13 protein-coding genes are annotated in these 13,992 nt (G+C 50.0%); 3 read left to right on the forward strand and 10 right to left on the reverse strand.

The window, feature by feature from the left end:
* Positions 1-49: 49 nt before the first annotated feature.
* The 3 genes from ybiX to mcbA form a co-directional block, all read right to left on the reverse strand.
* Positions 50-727 carry a PKHD-type hydroxylase YbiX gene (ybiX, locus tag RGV86_RS20020; protein WP_309508451.1) on the reverse strand — a complete coding sequence of 226 codons (678 nt, stop codon included), beginning with the start codon at positions 725-727 and terminating at the stop codon, positions 50-52.
* A 41-nt stretch (positions 728-768) separates the two neighbouring features.
* Positions 769-3,051 carry a catecholate siderophore receptor Fiu gene (locus RGV86_RS20025; protein ID WP_085460545.1) on the reverse strand — a complete coding sequence of 761 codons (2,283 nt, stop codon included), beginning with the start codon at positions 3,049-3,051 and terminating at the stop codon, positions 769-771.
* A gap of 264 nt (positions 3,052-3,315) precedes the next feature.
* Positions 3,316-3,576, reverse strand: a complete 261-nt coding sequence (gene mcbA, locus RGV86_RS20030; RefSeq protein ID WP_010347475.1) for a DUF1471 family periplasmic protein McbA — start codon at positions 3,574-3,576, stop codon at positions 3,316-3,318.
* Positions 3,577-3,851: 275 nt separating this feature from the next.
* Between mcbA and rlmF the strand changes: the two genes are divergently transcribed.
* A complete protein-coding gene (gene rlmF, locus RGV86_RS20035) occupies positions 3,852-4,778 on the forward strand; it encodes a 23S rRNA (adenine(1618)-N(6))-methyltransferase RlmF (RefSeq protein WP_010354760.1) in 927 nt (308 codons plus the stop codon).
* Here rlmF and ybiO read toward each other — a convergent pair.
* From ybiO to rhtA, 6 genes are all read right to left on the reverse strand, one after another.
* The gene (ybiO, locus tag RGV86_RS20040; RefSeq protein WP_001267280.1) at positions 4,775-7,000 is read right to left on the reverse strand and encodes a mechanosensitive channel protein; all 2,226 of its coding nucleotides are present in this window, start codon (positions 6,998-7,000) and stop codon (positions 4,775-4,777) included. The two genes, rlmF and ybiO, sit on opposite strands and share 4 nt — an antisense overlap.
* Before the next feature lie 116 nt (positions 7,001-7,116).
* Positions 7,117-7,839: a glutamine ABC transporter ATP-binding protein GlnQ gene (glnQ, locus tag RGV86_RS20045; protein WP_000569080.1), complete on the reverse strand. Its 723-nt coding sequence runs from the start codon at positions 7,837-7,839 to the stop codon at positions 7,117-7,119.
* On the reverse strand, positions 7,836-8,495 hold the full coding sequence (gene glnP, locus RGV86_RS20050; protein ID WP_001159053.1) for a glutamine ABC transporter permease GlnP: 660 nt from the start codon (positions 8,493-8,495) through the stop codon (positions 7,836-7,838). The genes glnQ and glnP overlap by 4 nt, the downstream gene beginning before the upstream one ends.
* Positions 8,496-8,621: 126 nt before the next feature.
* Positions 8,622-9,368, reverse strand: coding sequence for a glutamine ABC transporter substrate-binding protein GlnH (glnH, locus tag RGV86_RS20055; protein WP_000843874.1), 747 nt, complete (start codon positions 9,366-9,368; stop codon positions 8,622-8,624).
* 404 nt (positions 9,369-9,772) lie between these two features.
* Positions 9,773-10,276 (reverse strand): DNA starvation/stationary phase protection protein Dps, encoded by a 504-nt coding sequence (dps, locus tag RGV86_RS20060; RefSeq protein ID WP_000100800.1) that lies wholly within the window; start codon positions 10,274-10,276, stop codon positions 9,773-9,775.
* A gap of 298 nt (positions 10,277-10,574) precedes the next feature.
* Positions 10,575-11,462 carry a threonine/homoserine exporter RhtA gene (gene rhtA / locus RGV86_RS20065; RefSeq protein WP_309508450.1) on the reverse strand — a complete coding sequence of 296 codons (888 nt, stop codon included), beginning with the start codon at positions 11,460-11,462 and terminating at the stop codon, positions 10,575-10,577.
* Between the two features lie 234 nt (positions 11,463-11,696).
* Between rhtA and RGV86_RS20070 the strand changes: the two genes are divergently transcribed.
* Both RGV86_RS20070 and ompX read left to right on the forward strand, forming a co-directional pair.
* Positions 11,697-11,762 carry a hypothetical protein gene (locus RGV86_RS20070; protein ID WP_123058184.1) on the forward strand — a complete coding sequence of 22 codons (66 nt, stop codon included), beginning with the start codon at positions 11,697-11,699 and terminating at the stop codon, positions 11,760-11,762.
* A gap of 52 nt (positions 11,763-11,814) precedes the next feature.
* Entirely contained in the window at positions 11,815-12,330 is a 516-nt protein-coding gene (ompX, locus tag RGV86_RS20075; RefSeq protein WP_024212356.1) for an outer membrane protein OmpX, read from the forward strand.
* Positions 12,331-12,379: 49 nt separating this feature from the next.
* On the opposite strand, the gene opgE is transcribed toward ompX, so the two are convergent.
* A complete protein-coding gene (gene opgE, locus RGV86_RS20080; RefSeq protein ID WP_085460548.1) occupies positions 12,380-13,963 on the reverse strand; it encodes a phosphoethanolamine transferase in 1,584 nt (527 codons plus the stop codon).
* Between the last annotated feature and the right edge of the window lie 29 nt (positions 13,964-13,992).

A 13,992-nucleotide genomic window follows, 5' to 3' on the forward strand; every position in this document is an offset into this window, starting at 1 on the left:
GTACTGTTAAGTGTAGCTAATCCAGGGATGAACCTGGGCAGTTCAAGCGTCAGATCTCCGACCATTCCCGCAGCAGATTATGATAAAGATTGAGTAGCGACAGGATCTCTTCTCCTTCGCCGTAGCGGCTTTTGAGTGACTGAATATTGTTGTCCAGTTCGAACAGCATGGCGCGCTTTTTATCATCGCGGATCATTGATTGTATCCACATAAATGATGCCACCCTTACGCCGTGCGTTACGGGGGTCACACAGTGCAGGCTGCTGGAGGGATACAACACCAGATCGCCAGCCGGGAGTTTTACCCGATGTTGCCCGAAGGCGTCATTGACGACCAGTTCGCCGCCTTCGTAACTTTGCGGATCGCTCAAAAATAGCGTGGCGGAAAGATCGGTGCGCATCCAGCCGTTTTGTGGATGACTGCGTACTGCGCCATCCACATGAAAACCATAGGTTTCATTGTTCCGATAGCGATTAAACAGCGGCGTGGAAATGGTACGCGGCAAGGCAGCGGCAAAGAACAAAGCATGTTGGTTAACCGCGTTCAGCACTTCATTTTGTAATGCGGCATATAACGCGCTGCGGGTGTCTACCTGTTGATTATTCTTGACCTGCGCGCCTTGTGCGCCGGTGGTGACGCGTCCATCAATCCATTCGGCTTGTTCCAGTTGTGCACGAAAGCGGGCGACGTCTTGTGGCGATAACACGCCGGGAATGTGGTACATCATATAAGTTCTCCAAAAAGTGGGGCTTTCACCCCACATCTGAATCAGAAATGCATATTGGCGGTGAGCAGGAAAGTTCTTGGCTCGCCCGGATGATAACGGTATCCGCTCTTATTGATTGAGGCGACGTAATCGGTATCAAACAAGTTGTAGACGTTTAGCTGGAAGTCGAGATTGCGATTAACCCGATACCCCAGTTTGGCGTCGGCGACCCAATAACTTTCGGTAAATGCTGGCGTTCCCACCGCGCCGTCTGAACCTTTATGCATACTGCCGATATACCGCGCGCCCGCACCAACAGAAATATCATCGGTTGCCTGATACTGGCTCCATAGGGTAAAGGCGTGCTCCGGGGTATACGGCAGCGATGAGGAACCATCCTGGGCAACATCTTTGCCGTTTTTGATGGTTGCTTTTTGCTGGGTATAGCCGCCAATCACCTGCCACGCGGGAGTGATATTCCCGGCCACGGATATCTCATAGCCTTCGACGCGTTTCTTACCGTATTGCGAATAAGTCCCGTCATCATTTTGCTCAACTTCATTTTCGATATCAGTACGGAACAGCGCGGCGGTGAGCAACAGGCGTTTATCCAGAACCTGCCATTTGGTGCCAATCTCGCTGGTGTTGGCTTTTTGCGGTTTAAAATCGGTGCGGTTGGCACTGTTACCGCTGCCAGACTGCGCAAGGGCGAAGTTGTTGCCGCCCGGCGGCTGCTGGGAAACGGCATAGTTAATATAGACATTGCCGTTTTCCGTCAGGTGATACAGCGCCCCGGCTTTCCAGTTCACCAGATTGCCCGACTTGGCGGTGTCGACGGTGGTGACCGGAGAACCTTTCGCTACGCCATCAGGGCAGGTGATGGCACCGCGTCCGCTGCCGCCGCAGGCGGTGGCACTGTCATATTCAGTATGATAATTGTCCAGCCGAACTCCGCCGTTTAGCTCAAAATCACGGGTGATTTGCAGCGTATCGAAGGCATAAATCGCGAAGGTATCCGTCTGACCATTGGCGTTTGCGCCATTGCGCGTCAGGCCGCCAGGATGAATGCTACTGTCAGGATGATAAATATTCACCGCCGGTAACGTCACCGGATTAACGCCGTAGTTGGTCTGCGTTTCGCGGGTAAATTCCACGCCGGTACTGACGTCATGACCAATTGAACCGGTATAAAATGCCGATGTCAGGTTAGTCTGGTTGGTGAGGATTTTATTGCTTACATCTTTGGTATTCGCCGTGCGTGACCATGTCCAGCTATCCACATTGCTGGTGGGCTGGGTAATATTTGACGCCCCTCCCATAATCGCCGTCATCAGGTAATCCTGCTTCACGCGCGACCAACGTGTGGTATTGCGAATCGTGGTGTTATCGCTGATGTCGTGCTCAAAACGCATGGTGGCAGTATCGGTGGTCGAATCGTCGTAATCGGAATCCGTACCATAAAAGTTATGTGTATCAACTTTTCCGGAATGATTCAGCGCCGCCGTACCCGCAGAAGGTGCGGAATAGCCCGGTAAACCAATGGTCGGAATGCCGCCGTCTGGCGTATTGTGTTGGGTAACGTGTAAATAGTTGAGATACAAACGATTCGATGTACCAAGACCAAATGCCACGGAAGGGGCGACGCCGTAACGCTCATTTTTGACTTTATCGCGCCCGGCATCGTGCGTTTTTTCGCCCATCATATTCAGACGTACCGCAGTGGTATCGCCAATGACCTGATTAACGTCCAGAGTGCCGCGACGGAACCAGGCGCTACCAATACTGGCGGAGGCGTCAATACCTGAATCATTGCGCGGCTGTTTGCTGATCATATTGATTGAGCCAGTCGGCGCGCTGCGCCCGTAGTCGGTGCCGGACGGCCCTTTAATCACTTCGACCTGTTCGGTATTGAAGGTGTCGCGCGAGACGCTGCCAATATCGCGAATGCCATCAATATAAATGCTGTTAGAGGTATCGGCGCCGCGCATATAAATAGCGTCGCCAGTGGTGGAGTTACCGTTCTCACCAGCAAAAAACGCACCCACGCCGGGAACGTTTTTGAGCGCGTCGGTAAGGTTGGTTGCGCCCTGATCTTTAATCACTTGTTCAGAAATCACCGTCATCGTGCGGGTAGTATCCGCTACCGGACGTGAGAATTTCGGATCGGCAGATTGTTGTGGTGCATAAAGTGAAGGCGTTGATGCCTCGACAACCAGTGTGTCATCCGCGTTAGTTTGCCCTTCGGCGGCGAGTGCCTGAGCCACAGGCGTGATACCGATACAAAAACCGGCAAAGAACGTGAGCGAATGAAATTGTCTGGCAGGGAAATTGCGATTGTTTTCCATTTTGCAGGTGACTTTTTCTTATATGTTGAAATTTTCACTGTCACGAGAAAGCATCTCTGCGGATGCGATGCCACTGTTAATCCCGTAAAAGCGATCGTGCAAGTGATAATAATTTTGATAAGCATTATCACTTGGCGCGATTTTCTATCACCCATTGCACGAAAAAGAAATACATTTATTTACATTGTGTTCATATTTGATGTTTTTTGATTACAAATTGGGCGAAAACTGCATCCAGAGGTGAATGCAGTTGCGTTGGTGGGATTATTTGTAGATGGTTGCAGTACCGAACATCTGGTCATTTCCGCCTGCGGAATTAATGACATAACCTTTCGCGCCTTGTTCGCGCGCTTTTTCTGCCAGTTTATCCTCCAGATCGCTTAAGTTAGATGCGCCGGTCGCCGAAACGGTTCCGGCGGGTCGTAGTTGACCGCTGTCCTGGTTACTCAGTGGTTGCGCGGCATAAGCCGTGAAGGTGATTCCGCTCAGGACGGTGGCAATCAGTAGTGCGAGGCACTTTTTCATAATGACATCCTCATAAATACAACGAGTAGTGCATGATAAGTGTAGGTCTCCTGTGCGATGGAAATGACGCAAAAAATTGACAGAGATGTGCTTATTTTTTGAACAAAATAATTTTACAAAACCAGACAAATCAATGACATGAAGAACACTGATTTTTATGATGAATTGATAAAAAATGAAGTCGGGTTAAGGTTTTGAAGCATGTTAAACGCAGCCAGATATTTACCCTGCTGCGTTATGCGGGTATCTTACGCCGCTGCTTAAAGGAGAATGCTATGTCCGCCCAGAAACCGGGGTTACACCCGCGCAATCGTCATCACAGTCGCTACGATCTCGCCACGCTTTGTCAGGTGAATCCTGAACTGGCGCAATTCCTTACGCTTACCCCTGCCGGTGAGCAAAGCGTTGATTTCGCCAATCCGCTGGCAGTGAAGGCGCTCAACAAGGCGCTGTTGGCACATTTTTATGCTGTGGCGAGCTGGGATATCCCTGACGGTTTTCTCTGCCCACCAGTGCCGGGGCGGGCAGATTATATTCATCATCTTGCCGATTTACTGGCTGAGGCAAGCGGAACAATTCCAGCCAATGCCAGTATTCTGGATATCGGTGTTGGTGCGAATTGTATTTATCCGCTGATTGGTGTGCATGAATATGGCTGGCGTTTTACCGGTACAGAAACTAACAGCCAGGCGTTAAGCAGTGCGCAGGCGATCATCAGCGCCAATCCGGGTCTTAACCGCGCTATCCGTCTGCGTCGGCAAAAGGATACCGGCGCCATTTTTAACGGCATCATCCACAAAAACGAGCAATACGACGCAACCTTGTGCAACCCGCCGTTCCATGACTCCGCAGCAGCAGCGCGTGCCGGCAGCGAGCGCAAACGGCGTAACCTGGGGCTGGACAGAGATAACGCGCTGAACTTTGGTGGTCAACAGCAGGAATTGTGGTGTGAAGGCGGCGAAGTGGCCTTTATCAAAAAGATGATTGAAGAGAGTAAAGGCTTCGCAAAGCAGGTGATGTGGTTTACCTCGCTGGTATCTCGTGGCGAAAACTTACCGCCTTTGTATCGTGCACTGACGGATGTTGGTGCGGTGAAAGTGGTCAAAAAAGAGATGGCCCAGGGGCAAAAGCAGAGTCGCTTTATTGCCTGGACCTTTATGAACGACGAACAGCGCCGTCGTTTTGTCAATCGCCAGCGTTAAAGCGTTGGCTCCCCCGATGGCAGTGGTGCTACCGGGGGCGTTCCCGGTGCAGGTAGCACCTGATAAGTTTGCACCGGCGCGCGAACACCCGCCAGGTCGAAATGCTTTTTCACCTGGCTGTCGAGGGCAAAGCGTACCGTCCACTGTTTGAGTGGCAGTGTGGTGAACGAAACACGCAACGTAAACGCGGTATTGCTTAAGCCGACAATGCCGGCAAAGTTCGGTTCACCAATAATCAGCCCGCGAATTTCTTCATTTTCCATCAATTCCGCTACCGCATCTTTCAGTGCCTGATTGGCTTTATCGGCATCTTCATGACGATCGACATCATAATTTGCGACCACCGAACCAATGCCACGGACGAAGTTAGCAAAGGTGGTTATCGAAGACCACGGAATAATGTGATATGCCCCGGTATCCTGACGCACGCCCACGGAGCGAATCGACATCCGTTCCACCGTGCCGGTCAACGGCCCGATGGTAACCAAATCTCCAGTGTTCATGCCGTTTTCAAACTGAATGAACACGCCGGTAATAATATCTTTTACCAGCGTTTGCGAACCAAACGAGATAGCCAGGCCTAATGCCCCGGCACCTGCCAGCAGTGGCGCGATATTGACGCCGATTTCCGACAACACAATCATGATGGTGATGGTACTGATGATTACCGCCAGCGCATTACGGAACAGCGTCAGCAGGGTGCGCGTGCGGGCGCTGGGCAGCGGGCGGCCATGAATATCCGAAGCCAGCCGGTTTTCGATCAAACTGGCGAGCACTGTCCAGCCAACCGCCGAGAAGAAAAGGATGAGCGCGATACGGATCAGGATATCCACGGTTTTCTGCCCCGCGCCGTTTTGCAGCCAGTTCCAGAAATCGAACAGCCCCCAGGCGCTGAGTAGCAGCATCACTGCCACGCATACCGTCAGAATACGCGCCGTTTTCAGCGCCGCTGATAGCCAGCCGTTCAGCCGTTTTTGCAGCTCCGGATAGTTACGCTGAGTATGTGGCGAGAGGGTGATGGTCTTCGCCAGCCAGCGGGAAAACATACCGGAAACAAACGCTGCGATACCAATAATCGCCAGGCTGCGCACCGTTGCACCCATCATAAATTTCAGGCTGTTGCCCGGATCGAACAACGAAAAGAAAAACAGCACAATAAAATAGGCGCTTGCCAGCCAGTGCCACACCAGCGCAAAAGCGCGAATAAACAGGCTGAAGAATGCCAGCGAGTGCTCCGCAAAGTTGAGCAGATGCTGGGTGATCTCTTTTTTATTACGAAAGATCAGATAGAGCGCCCAGACGGTCATGCACAGCATGATTATCACGTTGGCGAGCGCCCCGATTTGCACATTCACCTGATTAGAGATAATTGGCACTGCCACAATCAGTCCATAACCAATCAGACTGCTTAACCAGCTAAGGCGGCGGCACCAGTAGCGGGCGCTTTCATCCTGAATATTGAACGGGCGCAGCTCTGCCACGTTCGGGCAGAAAATCAGGCGTAAAACAGCTTTGAAAAACTCAATCAGAGCGAAAGCATTGAGAAACAGGCTTTGTTGAAAAGCAATGGTTTTACTACCGGCGTTCAGGTTGTCGCTTAATACCTGGCCGACAAATAACGTCAGTGCCAGCAACAGCAAATCGATAATAAACGCCCCGATAATCATCGCCGGAAGCTGTAACCAGTTGCTGCGCTCACGGTTTTTTTGCCGCGCCCACTGACCCATTTTGCGATATAACGGCAGCGCGCACAGGCGAATCAGCCAGTAAAAGCCAAACACCAGCACCGCTAGCATTGAAAAATGGGTCAGCGCGTTGTTGAAGGTTTGCGGGTTAAAGGGTTTATGCGGGGAGCCAGTGATATTACGGTAAAGTTGCCCGAAGCGCGCGGAGAGTGCTTCGCCATAATGGCGGCTGATTTCAGTCACCTTTTGCAGCACGGTTTGCTCTTCAACCAGCGTCGGCGGTACGATTTTCGGTACGGGGTCTGTGGGGGGCGTGGCGGCAACGGTGCGTAGCTGGTCGATCAACTCTTTGCGCGAGGTGTCATTATCCAGCACGTCCGCCAGTGCGCCATAGGCCGCTTTTTTTTGTTCGATATCCGGTTCTGAAACCGGTTCAGAGGTTGAATCTGTTGTTGCTGTGGTTGTTACGCCGGGTATGGACACCGCGTGGGCAGGTGCGCCCAGCAGGCAGATGAGGATGAACAGGATCCACCGCATGACTCCTCCAGTGAGAAAACAAAGCAAAAAGATAAGTATAGATGCTGGGGGAGGGGCGATTTGAAATGAGAGGAATCTGGTGTGCCTCCCTTTCGGGGGAAAGGGAGGCTGAGAAGTTAAGAGACGTGCTGTAAAAATTCCTGCAAACGCTGGCTCGGTGGGTTCTTGATCAACACCTGCGGATCGCCATCTTCCGCAATCCGGCCTTTATCAATAAAGATTAGACGTGAAGCCACTTTCTCAGCAAAACCGATTTCGTGGGTCACGATCACCATCGTCATCCCTTCTTCAGCCAGATCCTGCATAACCTTCAGCACTTCATGGCGCAGTTCAGGATCGAGAGCGGAAGTCGGTTCATCGAACAGCATCATTTTCGGCTTCACCGCCAGCGCACGGGCAATCGCTACGCGCTGCTGCTGACCACCAGAAAGTTCGGAAGGGTAGTGATGCGCGCGTTCTGCCAGACCGACCTTCGCCAGTAACTCACGAGCCAGTTTTTCCGCCTCTTCTTTGTTTGCGCCACGCACGCGTAGAGGGCCAAACATCACGTTTTCCAGCGCCGTCAGATGCGGGAAGAGGTAAAACTGCTGGAACACCATACCCGCTTCCTGGCGAATCAGTCGCTCGTCAACTTTCGGATCGTTAACCTTCAGACCATCGACAATCAGATCGCCAGAGGTAATTTCTTCCAGTTTGTTGATGCAGCGCAGCAGGGTTGATTTACCGGAACCAGAAGGCCCGATAATCACCACCACTTCACCCTGGGCAATGTTCAAATCAATATTGTGCAGCACCTGGGTTGGACCAAAATGCTTGGAGACGTTTTTAAATTCAATCACAGGATTTTCATCCTTCTTTCCAGACGACGCAGAATAAAGCTCAGCACCAGGGTAATAATCAGATAGAACACCGCCACGGCGCTCCAGATCTCAAGGGCGCGGAAGTTACCGGCAATAATTTCTTGCCCCTGACGGGTCAGTTCCGCCACGCCGATAACAATAAACAGCGAGGTGTCTTTAATGCTGATGATCCACTGGTTACCCAGCGGCGGCAGCATACGACGCAGTGCCAGCGGTAAAATGACGTAGCGAATGGTTTCCCAACGTGAAAGACCGAGCGCCAGTCCTGCTTCACGAAAACCTTTGTGAATAGACAGCACTGCGCCACGCGTGATTTCCGCAATGTACGCGCCGGAGTTGATCATGATGGTGACCACCGCCGCAGTAAACGGGTCGATGCGTAAGTCGTTAAACGCCATCGGCAGGGCGAAGTAGATAAACATCACCTGGACGACGATAGGTGTGCCGCGAATCACTTCAATAAAGACTAGCGCGACGTGGTTGGCTATCCAACCGCCAAAGGTGCGTGCAAAACCTGCCGCCAGTCCGATCACCAGGCCGCCAGCCAGACCGAGGATCGAAATCCACAGGGTCATTTTGGCGCCTTCAATCAGAAGCGGAATGGCAGGCCAGATGGCACTCCAGTCAAACTGCATATGTTGTTCCTGTTACCGTGGTGTAAATAATCAAATTCAGGGTAATTAATGGTGTTGGAGCAGGCCTGTGCCCCTCTCCCCAGAGGGGAGAGGGAACTGTCCGTGCGCTTTACAGGTGTAGCGTTATTATTTCGGTTCAGTACCGAACCACTTTTTGTAGATTTCGTTGTAAGTTCCGTTTTCGCGCAGAGTTTTCAACGCGCCGTTAACTTTGTCACGCAGCTCGTCGCTACCTTTCGGGAAAGCAATACCGTATTGCTGTGCTTCCAGAGAGTCACCCACCGCTTTAAACTGGCCGTTACCAGCGGTTTTGATGAAGTAAAGAATGTTTGGTGTATCGTGCAGGACGGCGTCTGCGCGGTTAGTACCCAGTTCCATATAGGCGTTATCGATGTTCGGGAACTGTCGCAGATCTTTGGTTTTGATGTTCGTCTTCGCGTAATCAACGGAGCCAGTGCCGCTCTTCACTGCAACCACTTTACCGTCGAGATCTTTCACGCTTTTCACATCGTTGTTGTTCGCTTTCACCATCACTAACAGACCGCTTTTGTAGTAGCCGTCAGAGAAATCGATCGCTTTTTTACGCTCGTCGGTGATAGTGATGCCCGCCAGCGCCAGATCGACGTTTTTGGTTTGCAGCGCCGGAATGATACCGCTGAAATCCATCGGTTTCAGCTCGTAATCCAGCTTCAGTTCTTTGGCGATTGCCGCCCACAGATCGACATCAAAGCCCACGTATTTGTCGCCCTGTTTAAATTCAAACGGAACGAAAGCGGTATCTGTCGCGACAACTAATTTTTTATCTGCGGCATGGGAAGAAACCGCAAAAGCCAGGGTCAGTGCTGCCAGTGAAACTTTTAATACAGACTTCATAGCATTTCCTTTTTTCTATCCACGGGACGATCCCCTGCGTAACATTTACCTATATGAAAAAATCGTGCCAGTTTTGCAACTCGTTGATTTTTCGAGAGGCGATAAAAATGCATTGCACGATTTATGAGGCAACACCGTTAGATTGCACCATTATGGGGCGCCAAAGTGGTGCGCTAAAATAGTGCAGTCAACACAATGATTATTTAGCGTAAATCCTGATGAAAAAACAATCTTTATGTAACGATTGTGTGATGATGTTGATACAAAAAGTTTACTTTGTCAGGCTGGAAGGGGAATGGGATGCACTAAAAAAGTGCGTAGAGACAGGGCATCAAAAAAAAACGGCCCCCTTTCAGGAAGCCGCTTTTATTGTTTGTTAACGTTTTGAACCATCAGCGGTGGTGTTATTCGATGTTAGATTCGATAAACCACAGGAATTTATCCAGGTCGCGGGAGGCGGCGGTCAGGATATCTGCAGTATCATCATCTTTTGCTTCACCAATGGCTTTACGTACATCATTGGCGACAATTGCATAACGATCCGCCAGCTCTTTCAGGTGATCCTGAACGTTGTGGATGTCCAGCGGGTAGCTTTTCAGCGGTGTTTTGCTATTGATAACTTGAGTGGTGCCAAGGGCAACGCCGCCCAGTTGTACCGCGCGTTCAGCCATGGTATCCAGATGATCGATCAGAGCGGTACGGAAGCCATCCAGCATTTCATGTACGGCAATGAAGTTGGCGCCGCGCATATTCCAGTGTGCCTGTTTGGTAATCAACGAAAGATCAATAAACTGGATAACCTGACGATTCAGCAACTCTACTGTCGCTTTTTTCTCGCTGTCAGAGACATCGTTGCGGGTATAAAGCAGATTGGTCGCTTTTGATTTAACTAATTTAGCGGTACTCATAATTTCATATCCTCTTGATGTTATGTCCCAGTAATTAACGAGACTAAGTATAGCACCGGCTATGTGTTCCGCTATTCTGGCTGTTCCTATCACACTAATAGTGGTAACAAACGTAAAAAATAAAACTGCATAAAATACAGTTGGTTATATATTATAGTAAGAATAATTCTTATTTATATATTCACCAGGAATTTTCGGAATAAATATGCTTTTGTATAGTCAGATATATAAGGATGTGGCAGGTGAAATTTAGCGAAATATTCTGCATGGTTATGCATAACCATGCAGAATTGTAAATTTAATTAATATCTATTTCTTCTATTTTGCTCTCTTTGCGTGCTGTCAGCGTGGAACCCATTGAAGCGGTGATGATTGCGCCGAGCGCCAGAATCTGTATTGGCGTCAGCATCTCACCGAGGAAAATCATCCCGGAAATGGCGGCCAGTGCTGGTTCCATGCTCATCAGCGTACCAAATGTCCGCGTCGGCAAACGGGTGAGGGCAATCATCTCCAGCGAGTAGGGCAGAGCGGTCGAGAGAATTGCGACAGCTAAACCTAATGGAACAACCGACCAATGCCAGAGAGCCTCTCCAGCCTGTAACGCACCGATTGGCACGAAAATTAATGCCGCAATCAGCGAACCGATCGCCACCGTCGCAGGGCCGTGTTCAGCACCAGCACGTTGCCCACTTAATATGTAGATAGCCCAACAAGCACCGGCACCGAGCGCCAGCGCACAGCCGGTTAAATCGACATGGGAAACATCTTGCCCCAGCGGCAGCAGGAACCACAGACCGAGCACTGCCAGCAAAACCCAAACGAAATCTACCGGGCGACGAGAGGAGAACAGCGCCACCGCCAGTGGCCCGGTGAACTCCAGCGCAACTGCAATTCCCAGAGGTACAGTCTGAATAGAGAGATAAAAGAGATAGTTCATCCCACCCAGAGATACACCGTAAAACAACAGCGGCAACCGTTGTTCTCTGGCAAAACGCAGCCGCCACGGTTTAAAGAAAGCGATAAGAATCAGTGTTCCCAGTGCAAGGCGCAGCGCAGTCACTCCAGGCGCGCCAACCAGTGGAAAAAGTGATTTTGCTAATGAAGCCCCACCCTGAATAGACGCCATGGCAACGAGCAATATGGCTATTGGTAACCAGACCGGCATTTTACGTAATGACCCTGGCATCCTTTCTCCCATAAAGTTGTATAGCAAGGTAAAGCGTGGAGTGTACTGGATGTACCAGTGGGTGGTTGAGCATTTGTTGAAAAATTTTTTCCCCGTTTTGGCTAAAATGCGCCAGGATTGATGGATTCATCAGTTTGCTGATTAAGAATAATCTGGATGAGAGAGTGTGAATATATGCGTAATACTTACGCAGTTCACTGAAAAAATGATTTAAATTTAGATGGATAGCGGTGAATGGAAACGTTCTGTTACACGAAATGGCCCGTTAGACATCACAAATCGCCAAGAGTTTCCCATTAATTTTTGATATATTTAAAACTTAGGACTTATTTGAATCACATTTGAGGTGGTTATGAAAAAAATTGCATGTCTTTCAGCACTGGCCGCAGTTCTGGCTTTCACCGCAGGTACTTCTGTAGCTGCTACTTCTACCGTAACTGGTGGTTATGCACAGAGCGACGCTCAGGGCAAAATGAACAAAATGGGCGGTTTCAACCTGAAATACCGCTATGAAGAAGACAACAGCCCGCTGGGTGTGATCGGTTCTTTCACTTACACCGAGAAAAGCCGTACTGCAAGCTCTGGTGACTACAACAAAACCCAGTACTACGGCATCACTGCTGGTCCGGCTTACCGCATTAACGACTGGGCAAGCATCTACGGTGTAGTCGGTGTGGGCTATGGTAAATTCCAGACCACTGAATACCCGACCTACAAACATGACACCAGCGACTACGGCTTCTCCTACGGTGCGGGTCTGCAGTTCAACCCAATCGAAAACGTTGCTCTGGACTTCTCTTACGAGCAGAGCCGTATTCGTAACGTTGACGTAGGCACCTGGATTGCCGGTGTTGGTTACCGCTTCTAATCACTTCGGTGATATAAAAAATCCGCCTCTCGGGGCGGATTTTTTTATCTTAAGATTTGGGATCGAATATATCGGTTCCGAGATGGTTGTAATCCACCTTCTGTAACTGGAAGTTAGTGATATATATCGGCCCGGCTTTCTTCTCAGAGATAAACGGGTAATTGATGTTGATCTCCTTCGCTTTAATCCCTGTCCATTGAGAGAAAAAACCTAAGAAGTCATTGGCTGAACGGCGGGCTTTAATTATCCGGTGCGCTTTATCGTCGCTGGAAATGACCATAAAAGGCACCTGGAAATTTTGCTGATATTTATCGTCATGAGCCAGATATTGCACTTCTTTACCGCGTTCTTTAAAGGCCAGACCGTGGTCAGAAAAGTAAACCAGCGAGAAACTGCTACCGCTGTTGCGTAACTGGTCATAGAGTTTGCGCAGTAAATCGTCTGTTTGCGTCATGGTGTAGAGATAGCACGACGTCTCTTTCGATTGCACAAAGGTTTCGTATTTGCCTTGTGTCCGGTCGCAGGCCTGCGGATGTGAGCCCATCAGATGCAAAACAATCAGTTGCGGTTGCGAGTGTTCTTGCGCCAGCACCTGAGCGGTCATGTCCAGTAACGCTTCGTCTTTGGTGTTCTTATCTGCTTCAAAATTACCTTCTTTCAGGAAGTGCACTTCATCTGCACGTTTGGCAATGCTGGCGATGGCGGTATCGTACTCACCAATTTGTCCCTGATTGGAAAACCACCAGGTCTGAAAACCTGCGCGGTTGGCAAGGGTGACAAAGTTATCCTGAAATTGTGGTTTGCCATCGACGACGCGGTTAAGCGTTAAGCCGAGCGATTTTTGCGTGGAGCCGCTGGCGGCAATGTAATCAGCGAAGAGCAGACCGTTAACGCTGCTGGCAAACGGGGTGTTATTCCAGTGACCGCCAAAGGCACCGAGAGCGTCGCGACGTGCGCTTTCACCGATCACCACCACATAGGTCTGATATTTCGGTTTAACTGCAGTAACCGTCCAGGTATCTTTCATCCCGGAAAGTTTTGCCATCCGCTCTTGCTCTTCAATCACCTCGTTATTGTTGACGATGACATCCTTAGCGAAACGAAATACCGGATAGCCAGTATCCTTCAATTTAAATACGCCGCCCCAGGCCAGGTTTTGCACGGGAGCGACAAAAAATGTCGCCACGCTGAATACCAGACACAGGCTGTCGAATTTACTCCAGCGCGCTTTTTCACTCTCTTTTTTTCGCCTGATTGCTATTACGCCGAGCGCAAAAATAAATAAGCCGACCAGGTAGCTGTACCACGGAAAAATCGTCAGGATTTCAGTTGACTCTTCCATATTGGTGGAGTGCAGGGCCAGCAAGGTATTGAAGTTAGGCGCACCGTAGGCCTGAGCAAAAGGGAAATAACAGGCTGCCACTAATGAACTGACGCCGACCAGGACTTTTTGCACGCGAGGCAATGTCCGCCATAGCAAAAGCAAAATAGCCGTAAACGCGGCGGTGTAGAGAAAACTGAAGGGATAGCCTAAGCCGAGATTAATTAATAGCGACTGTAAAAAGTAGAACGCAGTCCACGGGCTAAATACCCGGCTACGGGTAACAAGCGATTCTTTGAGGGTTAAATTCATATGCCACTATCGTAACAAACGCCATGTGC

Source organism: Escherichia ruysiae (assembly GCF_031323975.1).
In the GTDB taxonomy this organism is placed as follows: domain Bacteria; phylum Pseudomonadota; class Gammaproteobacteria; order Enterobacterales; family Enterobacteriaceae; genus Escherichia; species Escherichia ruysiae.